Origin of the sequence: Erwinia tracheiphila (assembly GCF_021365465.1) — a bacterium.
Classification (GTDB): domain Bacteria; phylum Pseudomonadota; class Gammaproteobacteria; order Enterobacterales; family Enterobacteriaceae; genus Erwinia; species Erwinia tracheiphila.
In genome coordinates, this window is the sequence record NZ_CP089932.1 from 3,057,384 (window position 1) to 3,084,351 (window position 26,968).

The window sequence follows — 26,968 nt, forward strand, 5'->3', positions numbered from 1 at the left end:
TCCGGGCACTTTTCAGACAACAGCCCGCAACAGTAAACACCTCAAGCACACCGGGCCAGCTCCTCTTCTCACACCATGTCAATCGGGTCTTGTCACACATCACAGGGCAGAAACACGCTGTTACATTACCGTTGTTACATCAAGTTTACCTTCCGTCGAACGCACAAAATCGGAAATGGTGCCGCTAATCTGCCATCTCTCACGCAGATAAAGCTGCTCTGCCACATCACCGCGACGCGTGTCCAGTACCAGCAACGTTCTGCCCGCTTCTTTCGCCAGGGTTTCAGCCTGCGCTGGCAGCGCACTGACAATGCCCTGCAGCCGGGCGTCAGTATGGGCCAGCAATTTTGCAATTTCAGCACGGTGCTGCCCGTTTGACATCATACCCAGAACCACTATCACCGTGCCTACCACAGCGCCATCCTGACGGGCAACCAACAGTTTTTTATCACCACTGGCAAGACCGTCGACAACACTTAGCCAGAAACGGCTCATGAGCTGTGGGTCCATGCTGATAAACCCAACGCTGGCATCCTGCGCCATGCAGACACTGAGTACGTGGATCAGGGAAGGTAATTCGGCCTTTGCTTCATCAGCATTCAGACACTGGCAGGAAAGGTGCGCATTTTTTTGCCTCATCACAACTGATAAAATGTGGAGCGGAAACGGGGATTGTGACTACTGGATGCAACACCCTAGAATGATTGAGTTATATCCTGAAATACCGCGACTGATAAATTGTACAAAAAAATAATAGTTGTACACCTTAGCAGAGTCCGCTACGGTTAAATAAGAAAAGTAAGTTCAGAGGATTTTCATGGCACTTTACAGTATTGGCGACGTCGCCGAACGCTGTGGCATCAATCCCGTGACCCTTCGCGCCTGGCAGCGCCGCTACGGATTGCTGAAACCTCAGCGTACCGAAGCTGGGCACCGACAGTTTGATGATGAAGATATTCAACGCATTGAAGACATCAAGCGCTGGATCGAGAGTGGTGTACCCGTCGGTAAGGTGAAAGCCCTGATTGAGGGCGATAACATCAGTAATAATAATGAATGGGTTGCCATGCAGGACGAAATTATTGCCGTTTTGCGTCACGTTAAGCCTGCCAAATTACGCGCAAAAATCGCGGCCGCCTGTCGTGAAACCCCGGCAAATCTGCTTATCGACCACGTTTTTATTCCTGTCAGACAGCGTCTTGGGCTGGTTCAAAACACCGCGCGCATTATGTGTAGTCTGTTGGATGGGGTTTTAATTGATTATGTCGCATTTTGTTTAACCGGATGCAGGAAAAAGCCCGGTCAGGATGCGCTGATCGTTGGCTGGGGCACCGAGGACCGCACGCGGATTTGGCTTGAAGCATGGCGTCTCTCGCAGCAGGGCTGGCGAATGGACGTGCTGGCTGAACCGCTGGAATTACCGCGCCCGGATTTGTTTCCCGGCCAGCATGTTTTTCTGTTTACCGGTAAACCGCCGACCCGCCGTCAGCAGAAGCAGCTGGCACAATGGCAGGAGCAAGGTCTTCAGGTCGCATTTCAGGGTAATCACTGAGTAAAAAGATGAATCAGCAGGCAACATTAAACAAACTGGTGTCATTTTATCAGTCTCTGGACAATGTCAGTCTGCATCAGCTGGTAGATATTTATCACGATGATATCGTCCTTGTTGATCCCATCGCTGAACACAACGGCCTGCAGGTTGTGGAAACCTACTTCGCTTTACTCTTGAAAAACCTCCATTATTGTCGGTTTGAAGTAAATGAGTGCCACCTCTACAACGGAACTGCATTGTTAATATGGCAAATGATTTACGCCCATCCCGCATTACAGCGGGGAAAGGCGCTTCAGGTGGCTGGTAGCAGCCACTTACGCTTTGGTGGTGACAAAATTATTTTTCAACGGGATTACTACGATATGGGTGCTATGCTGTATGAGAAAATCCCGGTGCTGAGTGCGGTGATCAGGCAGCTTAAAAAGAGGCTAAGACCATGAAAAGATTGCTGATTACCGGTGCAAGTTCCGGGATTGGTTATCAACTGGCATTGGATTATGCCAGCGAGGGCTGGTATGTCACCGCCTGTGGACGTAACAGTGCTCAGTTACAAACACTGTGCGAAAAGTTCAGCAGTATCCAACTCTGCCAATTCGATATTACCGATCTTGCACAAACCCGCCGGGTGTTGAGCAGTAAAAGCGCAGACTTGGTTATTCTCTGCTCAGGCACCTGTGAATACATCGATCATGGCGAAGTGGAAGCAGAGAAAGTGCATCGTGTGATGGAAACCAATTTTAACGGGCCGATTAACTGCCTGGATGCACTGTTGCCACAGCTACCCGCGGGTAGCCGCGTCGCTCTGGTGGGCTCCATGGCAAGCTTGGTGCCGCTGCCCCGTGCAGAGGCCTACGGTGCTTCAAAAGCTGCGCTGGCCTATTTCGCCCGCAGTCTCGCCCAGGATTTGAAACGAAAACAGATTGCGATCAGTCTGGTCATGCCTGGCTTTGTTGATACGCCGCTGACCCGCCGCAATGATTTTGTTATGCCAATGATTGTCAACGTTGAGCAGGCCTCGCGCTATATACGACGCGGTCTGGCAAAAGGCAAAGCCGAGTTTGCCTTTCCCCGCCTGTTTTCAATTATTTTGCGCGTCACCTCACGGCTTCCCTATGCCATGCAACGTCTGCTTACCCAGCGGGTAGCGAGGTAATGGTGAAGATAGCTATTATCGGCAGCGGTATTGCCGGACTCAGTTCGGCATGGAAACTGGCGGAGCGGGCCGAGGTTCATCTGTTTGAAGCGGGCGACAGACTGGGTGGCCACACCGCCACGGTGGATGTCACGGTGCAGGGACAGCATTATGCCATTGACACTGGTTTTATCGTCTTTAATGACCGCACCTATCAGCATTTTCATGCGCTGTTGGCTGAACTGGAACTAGCAGGACAGCCCACTGAAATGAGTTTTTCTGTCAGGAACGTTCAGAGCGGGTTGGAATACAACGGCCACTCTCTTAACAGCCTGTTCGCCCAACGCGGTAACTTGCTACGGAAAAAATTCTGGCGATTCCTCGCCGATATTGTACGGTTCAATCGCCGGGCAAAGCAGTGGCTTAAGGCGCACGGCTGTGCTCTGTCACACCAGGACACTCTGGGAAATTTCCTGCAAAAACAGCGATTCAATGCATTTTTTAGTGACCACTATATTCTGCCAATGGGCGCGGCTATCTGGTCATGCTCGCTAAACGAAATCCGTCAAATGCCGCTCATATTCTTTTTGCAGTTCTTCAATCACCACGGCCTGCTGGATCTGAGTCAGCGCCCGCAATGGTATGTCATTCCGGGCGGCTCTCGTGAATATATCCGCAGACTGATGGCTAAAATCGAAGACCGACTGCACATTCACCTCAGCACCCCCGTTTTGCAGGTTCAACGGCATGCCAGCAGCTTAACGCTACACACACGGACGGGAAGTGATACCTTTGATCAGGTTATCTTTGCCTGCCACAGCGATCAAACGCTCGCATTACTGGACTATGCCACTGACGAAGAGCAACAAATGCTGTCTGGCGTTCCCTGGAGTGCCAGCGAAGTGGTACTCCACACGGATACCCGCCTGCTGCCCGAAAATCCTCGTGCCTGGGCCAGCTGGAACTACCGTCTGGACAGATCGCAATCGGATAGCGGGCACTCCGCCGCCACGGTGACCTACAACATGAATATCCTGCAGGGACTGAACGCCGGGGCCACTTTCTGTGTCACCCTCAACGATACCACCTTTATTGATCCCACTAAAATTCTGGGCCGCTATGTCTATCATCACCCCCAGTTCGGTCTGCAAAGCCTGCTGACACAACGCACGCGTCTGCTGTTAAACGGTGTTAATCGCAGCTGGTATTGCGGCGCATGGTGCTATAACGGTTTCCATGAGGATGGCATTCGCAGTGCGCTGGACGTGGTGGCCGGTATGGAACGGGCGACCCTGTTGTGAACAGCGCAATTTACCGCGGCCACGTTCGTCATCGCCGCTTTACCCCGGTTGATCACCAGTTCAGCTATGATCTTTTTATGTTGCTGATCGATCTCGATGAACTGCCATTGCTAAAAGAGGTGGGGATCAATGAAGGAAAATTTTCAGCGGCGTCGTTCTGTACGGCCGATTATCTCGGCGGTGGCGAGATCAAAATGCGTGCTCAGGCACGCATTGCCGCGCTGACCGGCGAACAACTCACCGGACGCGTGATGTTGTTAACTCAGCTACGTTATTTTGGCTGCTCGTTTAACCCGGTCAATTTTTACTATCTTTACGACGACCAGGATCGACTGCGCTGGATGCTGGCTGAAGTGCGCAATACCCCCTGGAATGAGCGCTACACCTATGCCGTTAAGCCGGAGGGCAGCGAGACCACTCAAAAATCGTTTCACGTTTCACCGTTTAATCCACTGGATATGGTTTATCACTGGCGGCTGTCAGCACCGGGTAAATCTCTTTCAGTACATATCGAGAACCACCGGACGGGTAAAGTTTTTGACGCCACGCTGCATCTTCGTTATCAGCCGCTGAACCAAAAAAATTTGCGTCACCATCTCTGGCGCTTCCCTCTGACAACCGTACGTACTGCGCTGGCCATATACTGGCAGGCATGGAAATTGTGGCGCAAGGGCACGCCGGTGTATCCTCATCCTGAATCGGAGAAATAACGGATGTACCAACCTGAACTGACTTACTCCCCTCGTCCGCGTAGCGGCAAACGTTTATCCACCTCGCGACGGATAGTCTTTGCGCTGTTAAAGCAGATTGAAGGGGCAGGTCTGCATCTGCACGACCCTCATCTGGGAAGTCGTTTTTTCGGTAATCCCCAGGCAGAACTCCAGGCTGAAATCCGGGTGAACCATTCACGGACGTACCGGCGGATCCTGCTTGGCGGCAGTATCGCCGCAGCGGAAACTTACATGGATGGGGAGTGGAACACGCCTGACCTGACGGCGGTTATTCAAACCCTGGCCATTAACGACAGCGTGCTGAATAAACTAGGTTCGCGTTTTAGCCGGGTGGCAGCCCTTCTGAACAAATGCAGGCACCTGCTGCACCGTAACAGCGTCAGTCAGGCTAAAAAAAATATTGCCGCGCATTACGACCTCGGTAACGATTTTTATCGTTCATTCCTCGACGAGTCGATGCTCTATTCCAGCGGCTGGTATGCACTGCCGGAAATGTCCCTGGCAGAAGCGCAGCAGGCGAAAATGCGTCGGTTGTGCGGCCGGCTTCAGCTCACCTCTCACGATCACCTGTTGGAAATTGGTACCGGCTGGGGTGCGATGGCCGAGTTTGCCGCACGGGAGTATGGCTGTCGCGTTACCACCACCACCATTTCGCAGGAGCAGTATGATTACAGCTGCCGCCGCATTGCCGCCGCCGGGCTGGCCGACCGCGTGACGGTGTTGAAGCAGGACTATCGGCAGCTTAATGGCCAGTATGACAAGTTGGTGTCGGTGGAGATGATCGAAGCGGTAGGCCAGCAGTATATTCCGCTGTTTTTTGCCCGCTGTCGCGACCTGTTAAAACCAGACGGTCGGCTGGCGTTGCAAGCGATAACCATCAGCGAAGCGCGATTTGCACGCTATGCACGTAGCGTCGATTTCATCCAGCGCTATATTTTCCCCGGGGGTTTTCTGCCCGCAGTCAGTATGCTGGAGGCAAATCTTACCGCCAGCAGGTTTACCTTGCACAACCTGTTTGAAATCGGACCGGATTATGCCCGTACCCTGCGGGCATGGCGGCTGCGCTATGAAGCCGCCATGCCACAGTTACAAAACGCACATTTCGATTCGCATTTTCACCGGATGTGGCGGTTTTACCTCTGCTACTGCGAGGCCGGTTTTCTTGCAGGAACTATTGGCACCGTCCAGCTTACCGCTCAAAAAAATGAGAATGCCTGATGTGCCGCTACCTGTTACTGGTCGCCAGCCTGCTGATTGCTGGCTGCGGGAATGACGTTGATACTTATCAGCACACTCAGCCGCAGCTGGACATCTTTCGCTGGTTCAACGGCGAATCACGGGCATGGGGGATGGTACAGGATTACCGTGGCAGGCAAATTCGTCGTTTTGAGGTGCGCATCCACGGCACGGTGACGGAAGACACGCTGACGCTGGATGAACGGTTTGCTTATGACGATGGCGAAACCCAGACCCGCCTCTGGCATATTCACAAGCGGGCAGACGGCCGCTACACTGGCACGGCGGCTGATATCATTGGCACGGCAACGGGAAAAAGTGCGGGCAATGCGTTCAACTGGCGCTACACGATGACGGTAAAAACCCGTTCAGACAGTTACAGGCTCAACTTTGACGACTGGATTTTTCAGCAGGACACGCACCATTTAATGAACGTGACCTCCATGAAAAAATTCGGCGTCGAAGTCGCGCACATCACGCTTTTCTTTAGCAAAGAGCCAGAAGCCTGGCAATAAAAACCGTCAAAAACTTAACCCCGCTGGCCAGTTTCCGCTATAATTCCCCCTCTTTCCACTTCAGATAAAACAGGCGATGATATGAACTGGCAAAAAATTGCGGTGACTTTTCTTTTCCTGATGATGGCGCTTGGCGGCATCGGCGGGGTCGTGCTTACGGGCTACACCATTCTGCTGCGTTCTTAAAGACACAGGGCGGAAAAGTTCGCCTCATATCCGACCACGCCGCGCCTTTCCCAGACTTATTCACTGCTTTAAGCGCACCCGGTTCTGATAAACGAACAGGTTCCTGTCAAGAAACCGAGATGTCGCACTGATGTCGCACTGTAGTGGTCAACTAATTTTGGCCACACGACCTGACTGTTCGTGGAACAGCCGCTCTGATTCATTTGGCGTTAAGCCGCCGTTATTCCAGTGAGGCCTGAGAGCACTGTAGTACCCCGTGATATATCGGATTATCGATAACCGTGCTTCCCCTAAGCTTTCGTAGCCCGTCGTTGGTACCCATTCACTCTTCAGTCTACGGAAGAACCGCTCCATCGGACTGTTATCCCGGCAGTTTCCCCGGCGACTCATGCTCTGTGTGCTCCGGTAGCCCCACAGCATCTGTCGGTACTGACGACTGGTATAATGACTCCCCTGAACACTGTGGAACATCACGCCTGATGGCCGCCCCCGTAGCTCCCATGCCATCTGAAGTGCTTTTATAGTGAGGTCTGAGTCTGGTGAGTACGACAGCGCCCAGCTCACCGGTTTACGGGCAAACAGAGCCAGCACCACGGCCAGATAAGCCCACCGTTTGCCCGTCCAGATGTAGGTCACATCACCGCACCAGACCTGATTCGGTTCTGTCACTGCAAACTGCCGGGCAAGAAGATTCGGGATTTCAACATGCTCATTGCCCCCACGTTTGTATTTATGCCCCGGTATCTGACAACTGGTGATACCCAGCTCTTTCAACAGTCGACCAGCCAGCCATCGACCGAGTTGTACGCCCTTTGTCGTGACCATCGTGGCGATACTTCTGGCACAGGCGGAACCCCCACTGGCGTTCCAGACCTCGCTGACCAGAAGGCGTTTAACGGCACGGTCAGCATCAGGCTCAGTACTGTTTTTACGTGTGTAGCGATAACTGCTGCGGTGAACACCGAACAGTCGGCACAATGAGGCAACCGGGTAATGCGCCCTCAGACTGTCGATTATCGAGAACTGTTGAGGGAGTCCGACATCAAGAGCGCTGTAGCCTTTTTTAGGATTTCGTTTTCCATTTCAAGGCGCTGTATACGTTTTCTCATTTCCCTGAGTTCAGTTTGCTCAGGAGTGACAGGCAGCCCCGATGTTTTTTTCCCTGACGCTGCAGACGTAACGATTTTACCCACCGGTTGATGGCAGAAAGACTGACATTCATCGCCTTAGCAGCTTCACCGTGTGTGTAGTGCTGGTCGAGGCCCCGCTTTGCCGCTTCAAGTTTAAATTCAGCAGTAAATACCTTGCTCATTGGTTCACCTGTGAAATTTTGAGGTGGGCATATCACCTCAACTCAGATGGCCAAATTCAGTGTGCCACTACACACCCACCGTCATTCCTCTTACGCAGATGATGACAAGTTCGCGTGACCTCGAGCGTTAAAACGCCCCAGCTCTGCAGAAATACCGGGAAAAGCGTGCAAAAACCAGGGAGTGAAATACGCAGGGTGCTGCTCAATTTCATGCTGAATATCTGGCAGAGACAGGTAACGCCACCCTCCCACCTCTTGCGGATTCGGCTCTGGCAGCGCATCGCTTCGGGCAAAGTAAACATGTCCGTACTCATGCTCCGTCAGGCCGTTACTCAGCGGCAAACGATAGCTCAGTTCAAACATCGGGCAAAGTGCAAGACGCAGCCCCATCTCCTCGCGCAGACGGCGCTCTGCTGCATACTGCGTGGATTCATGAGGATAGGGATGACCGCAGGTGGTGTTACTCCACAGGTGCCACAGTGATACTTAGAGCAGGCACGCTGCTCTAGCAACAGCTGGGTGACGTGAATTGAAAACATAAACGGTGATGGCACGGTGCAGCAGGTCTTTCCTGTGCACTTCAAGCTTTTCCATTCTGCCAATGGCGCGATCATTACCATCAACCAGAACCACTTCGATAGCAGACATGCAAACTCCTTCAGGGTTTATGGCAAATATTGTGGCACAGCTTGCCGCTGGCCTGAGGGATAAATTCGTTTGAGTTTGTGACAACCCGTGAGGGGCATTCATAGGTTGCCCGATCCTGCGTCACCGGATCGGGCGGGGTGTTAAAGTCTGAAACTACTGACCACCTGTGCCAGCTGAAGACTTTGTTCTTCCATTGCCTGAGCGGAAGCAGACACCTGCTCCACCAGCGAAGCGTTTTGCTGTGTGGTGCTGTCGAGCTGGTTTACAGCGCTGTTGATTTGATCGATACCCATACTTTGTTCACGACTGGCTGACATGATTTCTGCCATAAGCGTGGCAACGCTGCTGACGCCGGTCATCAATTCATCCATGGTGCTGCCCGCTTCCTGAACAAGCTGGCTACCGTGATCGATATTTGCAACTGACTCTTCAATCAGCTTCTTGATTTCACGGGCAGAGTTGGCCGAGCGCTGTGCCAGGTTTCGCACCTCTGAAGCCACCACGGCAAAGCCGCGCCCCTGCTCGCCAGCCCGCGCAGCCTCAACCGCGGCGTTAAGCGCCAGGATATTCGTCTGGAAGGCGATGCTGTCAATCACGCCGATGATATCGACCACTTTGTGTGATGATGCGTTAATTTCACCCATAGTAGTGACTAATGCCGATCATTTAAGGATCGGTTGACCGATCCGGTTTATGCGGTAAAAAGGGTTCTATGTTCATCATGGAACCCTTTTTAAATGGAACTTTCCCAGGCCCTCGGCATCATCAATGCCGCCACTCCTGAGCGCGCCCGTAGTCTCGCCGACCTTATTCCTCCCGAGCTTATTCAGCAGGCGCTCACCCTGACCGATACCGTTACTTTGCGTAAACGTAAACTTTCCCTCGAATCCATGATTTGGCTTGTCGTTGGGATGTCCATTTTTTGCGATCATCCGATGACCGAAATCGTCAATCTGATGGATATTACTGACCGGACCGGAGCTCCTTTTACCGCACGCAGCGCTGTCATTCAGCGCCGTAAGACTCTGGGTGAAAATGCAGTGCGGGAGCTTTTTGATATCACACAGCAGCACTGGAATCAGCAGGCTGCACATCCAAAATGGCACGGTCTGAATCTGTTTGCTGTCGACGGCGTGGTCTGGCGTACCGCCGATACGCCGGAAAACAGAGCCGTCTTCAGTAAACACAGCAGCCAGTACGGCGAAGGCGGCTATCCTCAGGTGCGAATGGTTTGTCTGATGGAGCTGAGCAGCCATCTGATCGCCGCCAGTGCATTCGACAGTGAAAAAGTCAGTGAAATGCGGCTGGCTGAACACCTGACGGAGAAAACCCCGAATAACAGTATCACCCTGTTCGATAAGGGATTTTATTCGATGGGTCTGCTTCATCACTGGCAGACAGCAGGAGAACACCGTCACTGGTTGTTGCCGTTGAAAAAACACGTACAGTATCAGGTGGTTCGCCGTTTGGGGCGTGGAGATGAACTGATATGCCTGAAAACCAGTCCACGAGCCAGGAAGCAATGGCCAGGGGTCCCGGAAGAAATGGTGGCAAGACTGCTGACCCGCAGGGTAGACGGTAAAGAGAGGCAGGTGCTGACGTCACTGACAGACCCGAATCGCTATCCGGGTAAAGATATCAGCGAGCTATATCGCCACCGCTGGGAAACAGAACTGGGCTACCGGGAAGCAAAGCAGGGTATGCTGGACAGCCGGTGGACATTACGCAGTCGCCTGCCGGAGCTGGTGAGACAGGAGCTATGGGGGGTACTGCTGGCTTATAACCTGGTGCGATATCAGATGGTGCAGATGGCGTTCCATCTGAAAGGAGATTACCTGCCTTACCAGCTGAGCTTCAGTGGAGCGATAAGCGAAATAATCCGGATGCTGATAACCCTGCCCTGGGCTTCGCCGGGAAAAATGCCGGGAGAACTGAGAACCCTGTATGAACAGGCGAAATGGCTTGTGTTACCGGGTAGAAGAGAGCGAAGTTACCCGAGAGAGTTGAGGGTAAAGAGCAGGAAATATCCGGATAAAAAGGTTGCTGGTCACCTTAAGTGACCAGCATTAATAGTAGTGACGACCTGTTTCACCACGTTGGAACCGCGTTCTGCCACGCGGGACGCATCGCCCACCAGCTGGTTAGCGTGGGTGGCATTATCAGCATTCTGTCGCACGGTACCGGTGAGCTGTTCCATTGACGCGGCGGTTTCCACAATAGAACTGGATTGATCTTCGGTACGGGCAGACAAATCGAGGTTGCCGCTGGCAATTTCTTTCGACGCCGAGGTGATAGCCAGTGCGCTGTCACCCACCTGGCGCAGCAGTCCTTGCAAATAGCCGATAAAGTTATTAAAACTCCGCGCAACCGCATCGAACTCAGGGCTACCGCTGGCAGGCAGACGCTGTGTCAAATCGGCACCGCCAGAAGACAGGGCCAGAATATTGTCGTTCAGTCCGTTCAGCCGTCTCAGCAGGCTACGCATAAAACCGAGCAGTACCAGCAGCAATAACACTGCCAGCGGTATCTGTACCAGTCCAAGGCGCATCAGGATGGCGTTACTTTGTTTTGACAACAGTGCGGTGGGGACATCACTGGCGATATACCACGGACTGCCGCTAATATGCTGAAGGAACACCGTATGCTCGCCATCTTTGTCGTCATAACGACTCTGTGATGATTCTGAACCTGCGTTGCTCAACAGTGCACGCAAAGGCACAGCCATAGGTGCGGAAAGTTCGCTCAGATTACGCAAGGTTGGCGCGGAATCCACCAGGCTGGCGTCTCCCACAACTTTACCATCAGCTTCGACAATCAGTACCTGGCCCTGTACAGCACGCCCCATATCTTTTGCAAGGTGGTTAAAGAAACCGAGAGTTACATCAATGGTGGCAACGCCCCACGCCGTGCCGTTTCGATAAATTCCCATTGCACAGTTGGTACGGGGCTGCGGACTGGCGGAATCCTGATAGACGTTCGCCCAGGCGCACTGCCCTTTCGACGCTGCCATACCGTCTTTGTACCAAGGCTGTTCATAATAATTCGGCGCTTCTGCGGAGTTCCAGAAGGTGTTGACCTCAAGGACGTTACTGCTGTCACGGACAAAAAAGGTACTGAATTTATCTTTGGCCGGATCGCGCTGTTTTGGCAAAGGCCAGATACCGCCGCCAAACACATTGGCATCCTGATACTGGTTAACCAGCGCAGGCAAAACTTTATCAATGCTGTCGCTGTCCAGCACCGCAACCGTTTCCGTAATGCTGCGCTGTTGGGCCTGAATACGATTCATCATATCAGTGATACGTGAGCTAATCGTATCCACTTCATAGCGCACTAACCGACTCTCACTGGTCATCAGCTGAGGCGCTACAAATATTTTTATTACCACGACAGTGATCAACAGCAGCAGCAGAAAGAAGCTGATGATCAACAGGGTAAATCTGCCCTGGGTTGTTTTTAACATGAAGAGCCTCGCCAGACACACTAAGGCACAATTGCCTGATCGAATTAACGGCTTACCCGGCAGAAACTTGAGGTGATCCCGATCACAAAGCAGAAATTAATGCGGGTACTGGTGTGACGATCCGGCTAGCGCCCCATCCGCTGCATTGCACGATGATACGCGCCCTGGCGAATACAGGCACGCAGCGCCACCGCCAGCAGATCAAGACGAAGATGGATAAAACGGCGATGCAACGGTGAGAAAGTAAAACCAAACTGCTGCTGCGCCCATTCAGGTAACAGCGCTATCCCGGCCATCATCATCACATGCATAGCGGGGCGCGCCTGCCAGCTGGGAGCGGGCGCATTAAGCAACATATCCAGTACCGCTCTGGTGCGCTGGTCACAGCGCAACGTCGGTTGTATCGCCAGCAGATAATCGACAACGTCCCCCACGGTTTTGGGGACACGCTCCGCGCCGAGCATTTCCGCTACCCGCGCCGCTTCGGCGTAGTAACGATCCTGCTCTGCCAGACTGAGCTGTGGATTTTTGTAGCGTAAATGGGCAGCAAGAAAGCGGCTGGTTTCCGCAACATGAACCCAGGTGAGCAGCGCCGGATCGCTGGCGGCATAAGGCATGCCCTGCGCATCCACCCCGGATACCTGTGAATGAATGCGTTTGACTTTCGCGATCAGGCTGTTCGCATCCGCGCTATTACCAAAAGTGGTGACTGCAACAAACTGGCTGGTTCGCCGTAGCCGTCCCAGCATATCCTCGCGAAAAGAAGAATGGTCCCAGACGCCTGCCAGCGCCAGCGGGTGCAGCATTTGTAGTAACAGCGCAGAAATGCCGCCGCATAGCATTGAAGAAAAATCACCGTGCACGCGCCAGATGATACTTTCAGGACCGAATAAACCGGGATCGCCCGCCGGGACGGAAAGGTCAAAATCATTACTGGCCAGCCCGTTGAGTCGAAAAATCTGTTGCTGTATACGATCGCGCAACGAAAACATACCGGTTCCTGTTACCTGTTGCAGAAAAGTAAAGGGATAAAAATTGTCCCGGCAGAGCATCCTGAATGACATAGAAAACCGCCATTTAAGAATGACAGCCACTCTGGCCGTAGAATGATACGCATCCTCGCGGCAATTTTCGACGGTAAAATCAGGCATATCTTTCGGGTAACACGCTGCACTTCGCCAGAAATGCTTACGACGAATAAAAGGTCAGGGGTAAACACCAGGGAAAATAATATGCGCGCTCAGGTCAATTACTTGAGGGCAAAAAACCACTATTACTGCCCGCCAGACGCAATGCATTACCAGAATCTTTTGCAACGGATTAAAACTTTAACACGCCAGCACAGGAAAAAACCATGGTTTTGCCAACAGGATTAACCGGACTTAGCCACGCACTTGCGTAACTCTTCAGTCACCCCGCCCGAAAGCCGGGTGACTGCAGGGTAAGCATAAGCCTGTCAGCTTACAGGTAGTCGAACTCCGCGCTGTTAGTGCGGGCAGAATCAAGGCCAATCATCACCTTAAATTTACCGGGTTCGGCCACCTGCTGCATCTTCGCATTCCAGAATGTCAGCGCCTTCACCTCTATTGGGAAAGTGACGGTTTGCGTCTCACCCGCCTTCAGCATAATGCGCTTAAACCCTTTCAGCTCTTTAACCGGACGACTAATGCTGGCCATTTCATCGTTAAGATAAAGCTGGACTACCGTAGCCCCGTCGCGTTTACCGGTATTGGTAATGGTGACGCTGGCGTTGACCGTACCTTTATGGGGCATGGTTTTTGACGAGAGAGTAACAGGCGAAAGGGTAAAGGTGGTATAGCTCAGACCGTAACCAAACGGGAACAGCGGGCCGTTCGCAGCATCGTAATAGTGCGAGGTATATTTATTCGGTTTATCGGCATCATAAGGACGCCCGGTATTCAGATGATTGTAATAAATCGGGATTTGCCCCACGGAACGCGGGAACGACATCGGCAGCTTACCCGACGGGTTGTAATCACCAAACAGCACGTCAGCAATAGCATTACCGCCTTCCGTACCGCCAAACCAAGTTTCCAGCAAAGCATCCGCCTGCATATTTTCCTTCACCAGCGCCAGCGGGCGACCATTCATCAGCACCAGCACCAGCGGTTTGCCCGTTGCTTTCAGCGCATCGATCAGCACCCGTTGGCTGGCCGGGATAGTGATATCACTGCGACTGGAAGCCTCATGTGCCATGCCCTGAGCTTCCCCCACCACAGCCACCACCACGTCTGACTTCTTCGCGGTGGCCACAGCTTCATCCAGCATCGCCTGCGGCGAGCGGGGATCGACGCTTACAGCTTTTTCATAAATATTGAGGAAATCCTGAATGCCTTTGTTGTCGGTAACATTTGCCCCTTTGGCATACAGAATTGTGGCGTGGCCCTGGGTGGCGTTTTTCATCCCCTGTAACACGCTGACCGATTGTGATGCCACGCCCGCTGCCGACCAGCTTCCCATAATGTCACGCTGGCTGTCGGCGAGGGGACCAATCAGGGCAATGGTACCAGATTTTTTAAGCGGCAGGGTATCGAGACGGTTTTTCAGCAGCACCATACTTTTACGCGCGACGTCGCGCGCTTGCTCACGGTGCAAACGGCTTTCAGCGTTGGTATCCTGCGGGTCACTCTCTTTTGGCCCAAGATGGCTGTAGGGATCGTTGAACAGACCCATGTCGTACTTAACGTTCAGCACGTGACGGGTTGCGTCATCAATTTCCCATTTGCTGACCACACCGCTTTTCACCAGATTCGGCAGATATTTACTGTAAAACTCATCGCCCATACTCATATTAACGCCGGACTGAATGGCGATACGCACCGCATCCCTCGGATCGCTGGCAACACCATGTTTGATCAGTTCTTTAATCGCACCGTGATCGCTAATGGTGATGCCCTTAAATTTCCAGTCCTTGCGCAGCACATCTTTCAGCAGACAGCTGTCCGCCGTAGCCGGTACGCCGTTCAGCGAGTTAAGTGCCACCATCACGCCGCCGCTACCGACATCCAGCGCTGCTTTGTAAGGCGGCAGATAATCCTGTGCCAGGCGCTGTGGACTCATGTCCACCGTATTGTAATCACGGCCGCCTTCCACCGCACCATAGGCGGCAAAGTGCTTAACGCTGGTCATCAGTGAATAGCGGTCTGCCGGACTTTTGCCCTGCATTGACATCACCAGCGCCCGGCCCATCTGCGACGTCAACCAGGTATCTTCGCCAAACCCTTCCGACGTCCTTCCCCAGCGAGGTTCACGGGTCACATCCACCATGGGAGCCCAGGTCATGTTCAGGCCGTCGTCGGCGGCTTCATAAGCAGAAATACGCCCAACTTCAGCCACAGCATCCAGATCCCAGCTGGCTGCCAACCCGAGTGGAACAGGAAACACCGTGCGATGACCGTGCACCACATCGTAGGCAAAAAAGAGCGGGATTTTCAGGCGACTGAGCTGTATCACCTGATCCTGCATCGCACGGATATCCTCTCGGGTGACGGTATTGAATATTGCGCCAACCTGCTCATGGGCGATCATGTCGCGGATCGCCTCTTTTGGATTATCCGGCCCCACGCTGATTAAGCGAAGCTGACCGATTTTTTCATCCAGCGTCATTTTTTTCAGCAGATTAGTGACAAAGGCATCACGAGCTTGCGGCGTCAGCAGGTGGGAAGCAGGTCGGTTTTCAGCAAACGACGGCTGCACGATCAGAACGGCAGCAAGGCTGGCAGAGCAAATCCATTTCATCAGATTGGTTTCTCTCACATAACGGCAGGAGTGTTACAGGATTGTAAGGCACCAAGTGTGCCATAAGTTGAGGATAGCAGATAGTTTTCCACACACGGCTGCGAGGTGGATCTGTTTTTTAAAACCGGGCAGTCTGTGCAGACGCTGCTAACATTATGACGTGGCAGATAAAAGGACTAAGGTCATGATCAATTCTTCTTCCCCGACCAGTCAGCATCTGGTCACCGAACTGACCCGTATTGTCGGGCGCAATCACCTGTTAACCGATCCACAGCCGACGGAACGCTACCGAAAAGGATTTCGCTCAGGCACAGGTGATGCGCTGGCCGTGGTCTTACCCGGCACACTGCTGGAGCAATGGCGCATATTGCAGGCCTGCGTGGCAGCAGAGGTTATCATCCTGATGCAGGCAGCCAATACCGAACTGACCGAAGGCTCGACGCCAAACGGCAATGATTACCCTCGTGACATCATTATAATGAGCACCGTGCGTTTGGATAAGATCCAGCTGCCCGACGGCGGCAAACAGGTTCTGGCCTTGCACGGCAGTACGCTTTACCAGCTGGAAAAGATCCTCAAGCCGCTGGGCCGTGAACCGCATTCGGTGATTGGCTTCTCATGTATTGGCGCATCGGTGCTGGGTGGCATCTGTAATAATTCCGGGGCTTCCCTGATAAAACGCGGCCCGGCCTTCAGCGAGATGGCCCTGTTTGCCCAAATCGACGCCAGCGGTAAACTCAAGTTGGTTAACCATCCTGGCATCGATTTAGGCATCACCCTGGAGCACATTCTCGCCCGGCTGGATGACGAAAGCTGGCAACCGCATCACGTCCAGCATGACAATCGCTGCGCTTCCGATGGTGATTATGCACAGCGGGTGCAGGATGTGGAGGCGGACACGCCCTCGCGCTTTAACGCCGATCTCCGTCGCCTGTTTGAAGCATCGGGTTGTGCAGGCAAGCTGGCGGTGTTCGCCGTGCGGCTGGATACCTTTATCAGCGAAAAGGTCCAACAGGTATTTTATATCGGCACCGATCGACCGGAGATATTGGATGAACTTCGTCGTCATATCCCCAGCCATTTCACTGAACTGCCGGTGGCGGCGGAATATCTGCACCGCGATGCTTTTGATATCGAGCATGTCTACGGTAAAGACATCTCCGTGATGATCGATAAGCTTGGCACAGATAAAATGCCACTGTTTTTCAACCTGAAGGGACGGATGGATGTCTGGTTGAGTAAGATCGGCTTTTGCCAGCCCAACCTGATCGATCGCCTGCTACAGAAGTTAAGTGTGCTGCTGCCGGAACATTTACCGGAGCGTCTGCTGGCATACCGTGACCGTTATCAACACCACCTGATGTTGAAAATGGCCGGACCTGGTGTGGCAGAAGCCCTGCACTATTTGTAGCACTACTTTCGCGGCGCGGCGGGAGAATACTTCGAATGCACCGCCAGAGAAGGCGCAAAAGCCTTTTTGCACCGTTTTGCGGCTGCCGGAGCGGCGGTAAGGTATCACGCCGTCCATAATGATGACGTGGAAGATATTCTGGCACTGGATATCGCTCTGCGACGCAATGATCGCGACTGGTTTGAACTGTAGTGGCACACTGAATTTGGCCATCTGAGTTGAGGTGATATGCTCACCTCAAAATTTCACAGGTGAACCAATGAGCAAGGTATTTACTGCTGAATTTAAACTTGAAGCGGCAAAGCGGGACCTCGACCAGCACTACACACACGGTGAAGCTGCTAAGGCGATGAATGTCAGTCTTTCTGCCATCAACCGGTGGGTAAAATCGTTACGTCTGCAGCGTCAGGGAAAAAAACATCGGGGCTGCCTGTCACTCCTGAGCAAACTGAACTCAGGGAAATGAGAAAACGTATACAGCGCCTTGAAATGGAAAACGAAATCCTAAAAAAGGCTACAGCGCTCTTGATGTCGGACTCCCTCAACAGTTCTCGATAATCGACAGTCTGAGGGCGCAGTACCCGGTTGCCCCATTGTGCCGACTGTTCGGTGTTCACCGCAGCAGTTATCGCTACACACGTAAAAACAGTACTGAGCCTGATGCTGACCGTGCTGTTAAACGCCGTCTGGTCAGCGGGGTCTGGAACGCCAGTGGGGGTTCCGCCGGTGCCAGAAGTATCGCCACGATGGTCACGACAAAGGGCGTACAACTCGGTCGATGGCTGGCTGGTCGACTGTTGAAAGAGCTGGGTATCACCAGTTGTCAGATACCGGGGCATAAATACAAACGTGGGGGCAATGAGCATGTTGAAATCCCGAATCTTCTTGCCCGGCAGTTTGCAGTGACAGAACCGAATCAGGTCTGGTGCGGTGATGTGACCTACATCTGGACGGGCAAACGGTGGGCTTATCTGGCCGTGGTGCTGGCTCTGTTTGCCCGTAAACCGGTGAGCTGGGCGCTGTCGTACTCACCAGGCTCAGACCTCACTATAAAAGCACTTCAGATGGCATGGGAGCTACGGGGGCGGCCATCAGGCGTGATGTTCCACAGTGTTCAGGGGAGTCATTATACCAGTCGTCAGTACCGGCAGATGCTGTGGCACTACCGGAGCACACAGAGCATGAGTCGCCGGGGAAACTGCCGGGATAACAGTCCGATGGAGCGGTTCTTCCGTAGTCTGAAGAGTGAATGGGTACCAACGACGGGCTACGAAAGCTTAGGGGAAGCACGGTTATCGATAATCCGATATATCACGGGGTACTACAGTGCTCTCAGGCCTCACTGGAATAACGGCGGCTTAACGCCAAATGAATCAGAGCGGCTGTTCCACGAACAGTCAGGTCGTGTGGCCAAAATTAGTTGACCACTACAGAACAGCTGCCCGCAGAGTTTGACGATGCGCTGGTCCACCGCCTTTATTACGGCCATTTTTTCTGTCACATATTTCATCAGGATTATATCGTGCGCAAAGGCGCTGACGTTCACGCCCTCAAGGAGAAGATGCTGTCCATCCTCAACGCGCGCGGCACGCAATATCCGGCGGAACATAATGTCGGTCATATTTACCATGCCAGCCCGGCGATGCGGGCCTTTTACCAGCAGTTCGACCCGACCAACAACCTGAATCCGGGAATTGGTAAAACCACTAAAGCGCGTAACTGGGGCGATGAAAAACAGACTGCGCCGGCATCACAGGAGCAACCACTGTCAGCTAAGGACTAAAGGGCAGGGCAGCGCCACGACGAGATTCAACTCTGCCAGGACTTAAAATGACTGCGCCTTACAAGCGTCATTATCCGTCGCGGCCAACGCCCGGATAAAAACGCACCGATAGCGCAGCAGCAATGTCGCCGGGTCGCTCCGCCGCACGTTAAAGGAGAAAGCGAATCAACCACGCCTGAGCAAGTAAATCAGGTTTTCAGCGTGGTCATCACTGTTTGGGCAGGGTCAGTCCGACGTGTTGAATAACAGATTTTCAGTGATATGTTGCGTCATTATTTTATGGCACTGATCCACCACATCATCACAGCTGTCCACCAGCAAGCCTGGTAGGTATGCCTGCGCCCTATCGAAGAGCATGCCGTCAAGATCGAACATGACGATAGTTTGATTGTTTCTCATTTTTGATTCTCAAAAGAATGTTTACCGGTACAATCAACCTGGACCATTAACAGCGACGCTCCACTGAATGAGGTGCCTTTTCCTGTTGCGGTATCACCTGTGCTGCGGACGGGCGAGATAGATTGATGACACAATAGCCACACAGCCCAACAGCTGCAGTTGCGTAAAGGTCTGCCCCAAAATGATATAGCCCAATACACATGCCGACAGGGAACTTATAAATCCGAGAAAGGACGTGGTCACCGGTGGCAGTTTCTCAATGCCACGAAACCAGACAACATAGCCCAGTACGCCGCCCGCCAGCGTCAGCCAACCATAGCCCAGCATATTCGTGAAGGTCAGCGTCTCAGGTAATTTCTCCAGCGTCAGCGCAGCGGGCAGCAGCATTAAGCCCCCCATCGCCAGTTGCCAGCCGGTAAAGGCCAGCAATGACATATTTTCAGGTCTGCCCCAGTGTTTGTTCAGCAAAATGCCCATTGCCATGCTGAAAGTACCGATAAGCCCGATGGCCACGCCCTTAAAATTTAATGCCACGGCACTGTTGAGCACCAGAAGGCCGATTCCCGTTACGCCAATCGCTGCAGAGAACAAATGGACAGGCCTGAGCTTGTGCCTGAAAATAATGGCACCCACTACCATCACAATAATCGGCTGACAGGACATCACCAGCGAGGCCAGCCCTCCCGGAAGAAAATAAGCGGCGGCAAACAGACAATAAAAAAACAGACCAATATTAAGGAAGCCTAAAATCGCAATGCGCAGCCACCAGATCCCGTGCGGACGTATCTGGCAGATCAGTAAAAGAATACATCCGGCACCCAGCGCCCTGATGACGGAAGCCAGTAGCGGCATGTGGGGGGGCAGCGTTTGCGTGGTAACAATATAGGTACTTCCCCAGATAACCGGGGCCAGTGCGGTGATAAGAATATCAGAGAACGTGGATAATTTATTCATGATCGGCTCCGGGCCAGGTACCAAAATAACGATCGCCAAAATCCCCAATGCCCGGACGCATAAATGCGGCCTCGGTTAGCCCTTGTTCAATAGATGAAGTCACAATGGTCAATGCCGGACAGGCTGCAATAACCCTTTCCAGACCCGATGGTGACGCAAGAAAATTCACCACAATGATATTTTTCTCTGCAACGCCGTTTTCTCTGAGTACCTCGATGGCTCTCAGTAAAGATCCACCGGTCGCCAGCATTGGCTCGAACAGCATGATTTGCAGCACTTTGACCTGGGCAGGCAAATGCGCATAGAAATAATGCGGCTGTTTGGTCTGTTTATCACGCTGAATAAGAATTTTACCGATGGGCTGATTTGGAAACATCTCCCGAAACGCTGTTTCCATGCTCTCCCCTGCTCTGATAACCGAGACGCCGCACAAACCCTGCGCCAGCATTCTCCCGTGGAAAACGTCACCAATTGGCGTGGTGACTGTCGCCTCCTGATAAGGCAAAAAGTTTGCCGCGCTCTGTAACAGCAGGCGAATTACCTGATTGGAAGCATGAACGAAGTCCTTAAGGCCGGTTGTGCGGTTACGCATCTGAAGATGTAAAGCAGACAGCCAGGGTGAATCGGGTAATACGTGAACATTTTGATATACGGGCATAGATGCGTCCTTGAGAAACCGCCATAAGATGTTAAGATATTTATATCTTTCATATAACTATCTTTTATGAAAGATAATCACATCAGCTTTCCTTTTCAAGTCTCTTTTTATGAGGAAGACCATGCAGTACGACCATGTAGACAGGCTACTCGTTCAGTGGCTTCAGCAACGCCCCGATCTGGATTGTTCTTCTATGGGGGTGCTTGGACGACTGAGCCGGATGAGCCGGATTGTGGAGAAAAATCTCGAAAAGACATTTAAAAACAATGAACTCAGCCAAACTGAATTCGACATTCTCGCCACCCTGCGGCGGCTTAACATCCCTACTACGCCAACGAAACTTTACCAGACACTGATGCTGTCATCGGGTGCGATGAGTACGCGCGTTGAGCAACTGGTCCAGCGCGGCTTTATTGAGCGGGTTTACAGTGAATCAGACCGGCGTAGCTGCAATTTGTCATTAACGATTCTGGGTAAACAGCTTATTGACAAGGCCATATCCGAGCACGTCGCCAATGAGGATGACATCCTCTCGCCACTGACACTGGAACAGCGTGAGCAGCTCGCCACGCTACTGCGTATCTGGCTGTTAGCGAAAGAAAAGTAACCCCATCACCGACCCGTTCAGGTCGGTGAAATACCCTGCTTCAGATCCGAACTATTCTCAAAAACTTAACCCTTCAAAAAGAAACTTGACATAGATTTACACAAAAGTATCTTCCTACTGAACTATAACATTTAGAAAGATAACAGATTATGACTTTTATACACCATGCTGCCTGCTCTGTTGCGTCTTCATATGAACCGGGGTTACACGACAAACTCCACGATATTCTGGCCATGCTAAGTGACCATGCTTTGAGCATGCCAGAGCAAACTGCTGTAAAAGATGAAAGCACCTCACTCACCTACCGGGATTTCCAGCAGCGGGTCTCGCGTGATGCAGCCAGTCTGGACGCGCTGATTGACGAAACCGTCCAGTTTATAGGGCTATGGTGTGATCCCTCAGTCGACATGGTATGTGGCGCCTGGAGCATTCTGGCCGCCGGACGCGCCTATCTTCCCTTGGCACCCGAGTACCCCGCCGAACGTATTCGCTATATGATCGAAGACTCCGGCGTTACCGTGCTGTTGACGCAGCCGCACCTGAAAGCGCAGCTGATGGCTATTGTGGATAAGAGCGTCACTGTTCTCACACAGAGCGATCTGCAACAGGTCAGGCCTGCTCCGTGCCCCAGAACACCCGACCATAACCAGGCGCGACTGGCCTATATGATCTACACCTCTGGCAGTACCGGTAAACCCAAAGGGGTGATGGTGACCTGGCACAATATCTCTTCTCAGATGGCGTGGCTGAAAGATCGCTTCGGCTTTGACTACCGGGACACCCTTTTGCAGAAAACGCCGGTGAGTTTTGATGCTGCCCAGTGGGAAATACTGGCACCGGCATTGGGCTGTGGAATGATGGTCGGTCCAAAAAACTGTTACCGCGATGCGGACGCGATGATTAAAATAGTGCAAAAGCACAGCATTACCATTCTGCAATGTGTTCCTACCCTGCTTCAGGCGCTGGTTGAGCATCCATTATTTCCTGACTGCGTGACGTTAAAACAGGTATTTAGCGGCGGTGAAATTCTGACCCGCAGCCTGGCTGAAGAATTTTTCCAGCGTCTGCCTGAGGCACGCCTGACCAATCTGTACGGTCCCACCGAATGCACCATCAATGCTTCCAGTTTTACCCTTGATGCGCTGGCCGTTTCCTCTTATCCCGATGCCATCGCCATTGGTCACCCCGTAGCTGACACGCGCTACCATGTGCTGAACAGCGCACATGAGCCAGTCAAACCCGGGGAAACCGGTGAGCTTTATATTTCAGGTGCGCAGGTTGCCAGGGGTTACTGGCGACGTCCCGACCTCACCCGCGAAAAATTTATTTCTGCCAGCGGCAGAATCATACCCGGCCATGAGCGCCTGTACAGGACTGGCGATTTGGTCCGTCAGGATACGGCCGGGAACACCTGGTTTGTCAGCAGAGCGGACAACCAAATAAAGTTGCGCGGCTATCGCGTTGAACTGGACGAAATCCGGCTGGCGATTGAAAAACATCACTGGGTCCAAAATGCAGCAGTGATTGTGCAGGACGCTACCTGTTCGGGCTTTCAGGTGCTGATCGCCTGTATTGAACTGGACAAACATCAGGCGGCATTGATGGACCAAGGCAATCACGATCGCCATCATATTACCAAGGCCAACAAACTTCAGGTGAAAGCACAGCTTTCTAACGCAGGCTGTCGTCAATTGTCAGCACGGCAGGAGGCGGAAAGCATCGCCCTGCCCTTTAAAACCCCGGAGAGAAAGCACTGGGAAGCGGCATTTGGCCGTAAAACCTACCGTTTTTTTGAGGGCGACCCGCATATTAAACGGGAAACGCTGATAAAGGTATTACAGCGTCGGCCAGATGCCGTCAGCACCCCGGATGCCCTTAACCTTGATAATCTTGGAAAACTGCTGCGCTATTTCGGGCAGTTTATCAGTGAAGACAGGCTGCTGCCCAAATACACTTATGCTTCACCGGGCGCGCTTTATGCCACCCAACTTTACCTTGAACTGGACGGTATCGCGGGACTGCCGGGTGCCGTTTATTACTATCATCCGGTAGCGCATTCTCTGGTTCCCATCGCACCGCTCTCCGGCACATCAGCCCCCTGGATAAAACTGCATTTCATCGGTGACCGCGACGCCATTGAACCGGTCTACAAGAATAATTTGCGTGAAGTGCTGGAGATGGAAACCGGCCATATGCTGGGGTTATTTGATGAATTATTGCCAGCATTTGGGCTGTATGCCGAACGCTCTGGCTCGCAGAGAGGTGCGCTCCCACACTGGTACGACGGTAAACAGGATAACGATTATCTTGGCGGCTATCTTGTCAGTACCTCACCAGCAAAGCCCGATGCAGCAAGCATCCAGACCTGGCTGCAACTTCATTGCCCTGTCGATGGGCTGGATCCGGGACTCTATTTATTTCAACATGGCGCACTGCATTATATCAACGAGCGCATGCTGCAGAAAAAGGATGTGATTGCCATTAACCAGCGGGTTTTTGAACGGGCGCAGTTTGGTATTGGCGTGGTTTGCAACGGTGCAGACCCGGATGAGCATTACGTGCTGGCAGGGCGTGAAATGCATCGCCTGCAAAACAATGACCACCTACTGGGGATGATGCCATCCGGCTACAGTTCTAAAAGCAATCACGACCTCCCCGCTGCGACGGAAATGCGCAAGATACTGGCACAGTTTAATATGCCAATGGACTGCTTTTATTTCTGCATCGGTGGCCCGGTGAGCAAAGCACAGTATCTGCATAAAGGCATGAATGAAGATCGCATCCATATGCAGGGCCCCGTTGAGCTACTGAAAGAAGATCTGGCTAACCAGTTGCCCAGCTATATGATCCCAAATAACGTGGTCATTCTTGATCGTCTGCCGCAGACCGCCAATGGGAAAATCGATAGTCTCGCACTGAAAGCCCTGCCCGAGCTTAATCAGACTGAGGGGAACAGTGAAAAAATAGCGCTCAAAACCAACGTGGAAAAAACCATTGGGGAAATCTGGTGTTCGGTAATGAAGTGGCAGCAGGTCTGGGCCACGGAAGACTTTTTCGCCAGCGGCGGTAATTCCCTTACCGCTGTCGCGCTGATCAACCGCATAAATAAAACCTTTGCCATCAGGTTACCGCTGCAGACGATCTTTCAAACGCCCACGGTCAGTGGACTGGCCAGCGCCGTGGAAAAATACGGCCAGCATTCAGCGGCCTGTTCCAGGATTATCAATCTGAACGGCTTTACACAACGTCCCGTATTCTGCTGGCCGGGCCTCGGTGGCTATCCGTTAAATCTCAGGGAACTGGCGGAAAAACTCCCCGACCAGCGCGCTTTTTTTGGCATCCAGTCGCTGGGCATCAACGAAGGTGAAACACCTCTGGCTACCATTACGCACATGGCGCAGGAGGATATCGCTCAGATTAAAACCGTTCAGCCAGACGGACCTTATACCCTCTGGGGCTACTCCTTTGGTGCGCGCGTTGCTTTTGAGGCAGCGGCACAGCTGGAAGCACAGGGGGAAACGGTTGAAGCGCTCTGCCTGTTAGCACCCGGTGCACCCATCACACAAATCGAGCGTGAACAGCGCTACAGCCACTGGGTGACCTTTGATAACCCGGTCTTTGTGGCGATTTTATTTTCGGTGTTCGCTCATCAGATAGGGGGAGAACTGCTTGAGCGTTGCCTGGCAAAATGTAAAACCCGTGAGGCATTTATTGCCTTCATCTGCCAGCGTTTTCCTCTGCTTCACGTTGACGTCGTTGCACGTATTATTCACATCGTCGAAACGACCTATAACTTTAGCTATACCTTTGATGAACTGAAGGATCGTCAAATCAGCGCACCCATCACCATTGTTAAGGCGCTGGGAGATAACTACTCTTTTCTGGATAATGCCCCGGTTTTCAGTAAGCAAAAACCTGCGCTGATTGAACTCGATACCGACCACTTTCGGTTACTGAAGCCTGATGGCATTAATGAACTGCTGCAAAAACTGCTATTGCCCTGAGCCACACGGATGAAAAATATGTTGAATAAAGAATTTGAGCTGGACTATCTCCCGGAAGTGAAAGAAGCCCTTGCACAGGGCCGCCCGGTGGTTGCACTGGAGTCCAATGTCATCACGCACGGCCTGAATTACCCGGACAATCTGGCAACCGCCCTGCAGGTTGAAGCCGCCGTGCGCGCCAGCGGCTGCGTTCCGTCCACCACTGGCATTGATAATGGCAGGGTTCTGGTGGGCATGAATTACCAGCAGCTGGAACGTTTTGCCACCACGGCGGGTATCGCCAAGGTATCCAGCCGCGATCTGCCTTTTATACTGGCCACCGGAGCAATGGGTGCCACCAGCGTGGCATCATCTCTGGTGATTGCCGAACTGGCCGGTATTCCCTTCTTTTCCTCAGCCGGACTGGGCGGAGTGCATCGTGGAGCGGAAACCTCCATGGATATCTCCGCCGATCTCATTCAGCTTACGCGCTCAAAAGTTACGGTAATCTGCGCCGGGGTTAAAAACATCCTTGATGTCGGCCTGACGCTGGAATACCTCGAAACCCAGTGCGTGCCTGTCGTTTCCTGGCAGTGCGATGATTTCCCGGCCTTTTATTGCCGCAGCAGCGGTTTTAAAAGCCCCATGCGCATTGATTGCAGCGAGCAGATTGCCCGTGCAATTGAAATCAATCGCCACCTGCCGGGTGCAGCCGGGCTGGTGATTGCCACACCAACGCGGGAAGAAGACGCCATTAACAGCGAAGAGGTTCAGCAGGCCATTGAAGAGGCCACCTCTCAGGCAAAAAATAACGGCATTACCGGCAACGGCGTCACAAAATTTATTATGAAAGCCGTGGAGAAGATGACCGCAGGTCGCTCCGCAGAAGCGAATAAGGCGGTGCTGATAAATACGGCCCGGATAGCGGGAGAGATTGCCATGGCGCATTACCTTTATCGCCAGAAACATCAGTAAATCACGAGGAGAACAGAAACAATGACGCACGTTAATGTGAGTTTCCATCAGGGACCGGAAGAGCAGGTCGATTTGAACGCGCTCTCGTCAGCCCTCACCGAGGTTATCATTGAAAAACCTGGCGTGGACAGTCGGTTCGTCTCTGTCACTATCGAACCGGTGGCGAAAGCCCGCTGGTCAGAACAGGTGCTGGAAAAGTATATCAACCAGCCGAATTATCGGGTGATCAAACCCGTCAGCTACACATAATTACCCGACCCCGCACCGCCGCAACCTGACAGCCTGCGGCGAGAACGGCGATTTACTGACAAGCTGCTATTGCATCCCTGACGCTCACTAACCAGCAGCATTAACACCACGTTT

General features: G+C 52.6%; 19 protein-coding genes and 7 pseudogenes. 16 read left to right on the plus strand and 10 right to left on the minus strand.

Annotated elements, in window-relative coordinates:
* Nucleotides 1-120: 120 nt before the first annotated feature.
* Entirely contained in the window at nucleotides 121-639 is a 519-nt protein-coding gene (locus LU633_RS16075) for a GNAT family N-acetyltransferase (RefSeq protein ID WP_016189744.1), read from the minus strand.
* A gap of 178 nt (nucleotides 640-817) precedes the next feature.
* On the opposite strand from LU633_RS16075, the gene LU633_RS16080 reads away from it, so the two are divergent.
* The 8 genes from LU633_RS16080 to LU633_RS16115 all read left to right on the plus strand — a co-directional run bounded on the left by LU633_RS16080 (nucleotide 818) and on the right by LU633_RS16115 (nucleotide 6,653).
* Entirely contained in the window at nucleotides 818-1,552 is a 735-nt protein-coding gene (locus LU633_RS16080; protein ID WP_016189745.1) for a MerR family transcriptional regulator, read from the plus strand.
* Nucleotides 1,553-1,560: 8 nt separating this feature from the next.
* Nucleotides 1,561-1,992 (plus strand): nuclear transport factor 2 family protein, encoded by a 432-nt coding sequence (locus LU633_RS16085; protein ID WP_016189746.1) that lies wholly within the window; start codon nucleotides 1,561-1,563, stop codon nucleotides 1,990-1,992.
* Nucleotides 1,989-2,705 carry an SDR family NAD(P)-dependent oxidoreductase gene (locus LU633_RS16090; RefSeq protein WP_016189747.1) on the plus strand — a complete coding sequence of 239 codons (717 nt, stop codon included), beginning with the start codon at nucleotides 1,989-1,991 and terminating at the stop codon, nucleotides 2,703-2,705. The genes LU633_RS16085 and LU633_RS16090 overlap by 4 nt, the downstream gene beginning before the upstream one ends.
* Nucleotides 2,706-2,707: 2 nt before the next feature.
* Entirely contained in the window at nucleotides 2,708-3,985 is a 1,278-nt protein-coding gene (locus tag LU633_RS16095) for an NAD(P)/FAD-dependent oxidoreductase (protein ID WP_016189748.1), read from the plus strand.
* Nucleotides 3,982-4,695 (plus strand): DUF1365 domain-containing protein, encoded by a 714-nt coding sequence (locus LU633_RS16100; protein WP_016189749.1) that lies wholly within the window; start codon nucleotides 3,982-3,984, stop codon nucleotides 4,693-4,695. Before LU633_RS16095 ends, LU633_RS16100 begins: the two co-directional genes overlap by 4 nt.
* A 3-nt stretch (nucleotides 4,696-4,698) precedes the next feature.
* Nucleotides 4,699-5,934 (plus strand): SAM-dependent methyltransferase, encoded by a 1,236-nt coding sequence (locus LU633_RS16105; protein ID WP_016189750.1) that lies wholly within the window; start codon nucleotides 4,699-4,701, stop codon nucleotides 5,932-5,934.
* Nucleotides 5,934-6,467 (plus strand): DUF3833 domain-containing protein, encoded by a 534-nt coding sequence (locus LU633_RS16110; protein WP_016189751.1) that lies wholly within the window; start codon nucleotides 5,934-5,936, stop codon nucleotides 6,465-6,467. The genes LU633_RS16105 and LU633_RS16110 overlap by 1 nt, the downstream gene beginning before the upstream one ends.
* Nucleotides 6,468-6,548: 81 nt before the next feature.
* Nucleotides 6,549-6,653, plus strand: coding sequence for a protein YohO (locus LU633_RS16115; RefSeq protein ID WP_016189752.1), 105 nt, complete (start codon nucleotides 6,549-6,551; stop codon nucleotides 6,651-6,653).
* Between the two features lie 147 nt (nucleotides 6,654-6,800).
* Here LU633_RS16115 and LU633_RS16120 read toward each other — a convergent pair.
* The 3 pseudogenes from LU633_RS16120 to LU633_RS16130 form a co-directional block, all read right to left on the minus strand.
* Nucleotides 6,801-7,965, minus strand: a pseudogene (locus tag LU633_RS16120) (IS3 family transposase).
* A gap of 90 nt (nucleotides 7,966-8,055) precedes the next feature.
* Nucleotides 8,056-8,613: pseudogene (gene idi / locus LU633_RS16125) on the minus strand (isopentenyl-diphosphate Delta-isomerase).
* A gap of 140 nt (nucleotides 8,614-8,753) precedes the next feature.
* Nucleotides 8,754-9,269 (minus strand): annotated as a pseudogene (locus LU633_RS16130) (methyl-accepting chemotaxis protein); the annotation flags it as partial.
* Between the two features lie 81 nt (nucleotides 9,270-9,350).
* Here LU633_RS16130 and LU633_RS16135 point away from each other — a divergent pair.
* A complete protein-coding gene (locus LU633_RS16135; RefSeq protein WP_046371868.1) occupies nucleotides 9,351-10,673 on the plus strand; it encodes an IS4 family transposase in 1,323 nt (440 codons plus the stop codon).
* Nucleotides 10,674-10,675: 2 nt separating this feature from the next.
* Here LU633_RS16135 and LU633_RS16140 read toward each other — a convergent pair.
* The 3 genes and pseudogenes from LU633_RS16140 to bglX form a co-directional block, all read right to left on the minus strand.
* Nucleotides 10,676-12,076 (minus strand): annotated as a pseudogene (locus tag LU633_RS16140) (methyl-accepting chemotaxis protein); the annotation flags it as partial.
* A gap of 125 nt (nucleotides 12,077-12,201) precedes the next feature.
* Entirely contained in the window at nucleotides 12,202-13,068 is an 867-nt protein-coding gene (locus tag LU633_RS16145; RefSeq protein WP_040465284.1) for an oxygenase MpaB family protein, read from the minus strand.
* A gap of 469 nt (nucleotides 13,069-13,537) precedes the next feature.
* Nucleotides 13,538-15,835 (minus strand): beta-glucosidase BglX, encoded by a 2,298-nt coding sequence (bglX, locus tag LU633_RS16150; RefSeq protein ID WP_016189756.1) that lies wholly within the window; start codon nucleotides 15,833-15,835, stop codon nucleotides 13,538-13,540.
* Nucleotides 15,836-16,019: 184 nt separating this feature from the next.
* Here bglX and dld point away from each other — a divergent pair.
* From dld to LU633_RS16165, 3 pseudogenes are all read left to right on the plus strand, one after another.
* A pseudogene (dld, locus tag LU633_RS16155) lies at nucleotides 16,020-17,432 on the plus strand (D-lactate dehydrogenase); the annotation flags it as partial.
* 73 nt (nucleotides 17,433-17,505) lie between these two features.
* A pseudogene (locus LU633_RS16160) lies at nucleotides 17,506-18,670 on the plus strand (IS3 family transposase).
* An 8-nt stretch (nucleotides 18,671-18,678) separates the two neighbouring features.
* Nucleotides 18,679-19,029: pseudogene (locus tag LU633_RS16165) on the plus strand (D-lactate dehydrogenase); the annotation flags it as partial.
* Nucleotides 19,030-19,254: 225 nt separating this feature from the next.
* On the opposite strand, the gene LU633_RS16170 reads toward LU633_RS16165, so the two are convergent.
* From LU633_RS16170 to upp, 3 genes are all read right to left on the minus strand, one after another.
* A complete protein-coding gene (locus tag LU633_RS16170) occupies nucleotides 19,255-19,428 on the minus strand; it encodes a hypothetical protein (protein ID WP_157275205.1) in 174 nt (57 codons plus the stop codon).
* 93 nt (nucleotides 19,429-19,521) lie between these two features.
* On the minus strand, nucleotides 19,522-20,382 hold the full coding sequence (locus tag LU633_RS16175; protein WP_016189759.1) for an EamA family transporter: 861 nt from the start codon (nucleotides 20,380-20,382) through the stop codon (nucleotides 19,522-19,524).
* A complete protein-coding gene (gene upp, locus LU633_RS16180; RefSeq protein ID WP_016189760.1) occupies nucleotides 20,375-21,040 on the minus strand; it encodes a uracil phosphoribosyltransferase in 666 nt (221 codons plus the stop codon). Before upp ends, LU633_RS16175 begins: the two co-directional genes overlap by 8 nt.
* Nucleotides 21,041-21,161: 121 nt before the next feature.
* Between upp and LU633_RS16185 the strand changes: the two genes are divergently transcribed.
* From LU633_RS16185 to LU633_RS16200, 4 genes are all read left to right on the plus strand, one after another.
* Nucleotides 21,162-21,647, plus strand: a complete 486-nt coding sequence (locus tag LU633_RS16185) for a MarR family winged helix-turn-helix transcriptional regulator (RefSeq protein ID WP_040465285.1) — start codon at nucleotides 21,162-21,164, stop codon at nucleotides 21,645-21,647.
* A gap of 149 nt (nucleotides 21,648-21,796) precedes the next feature.
* Entirely contained in the window at nucleotides 21,797-25,651 is a 3,855-nt protein-coding gene (locus LU633_RS16190; RefSeq protein ID WP_016189762.1) for an amino acid adenylation domain-containing protein, read from the plus strand.
* 18 nt (nucleotides 25,652-25,669) lie between these two features.
* Complete coding sequence (locus tag LU633_RS16195) at nucleotides 25,670-26,605, plus strand: pseudouridine-5'-phosphate glycosidase (RefSeq protein WP_040465379.1); 936 nt, start codon at nucleotides 25,670-25,672, stop codon at nucleotides 26,603-26,605.
* 21 nt (nucleotides 26,606-26,626) lie between these two features.
* Complete coding sequence (locus tag LU633_RS16200; protein WP_016189764.1) at nucleotides 26,627-26,854, plus strand: tautomerase family protein; 228 nt, start codon at nucleotides 26,627-26,629, stop codon at nucleotides 26,852-26,854.
* The last annotated feature ends 114 nt before the right edge of the window (nucleotides 26,855-26,968 follow it).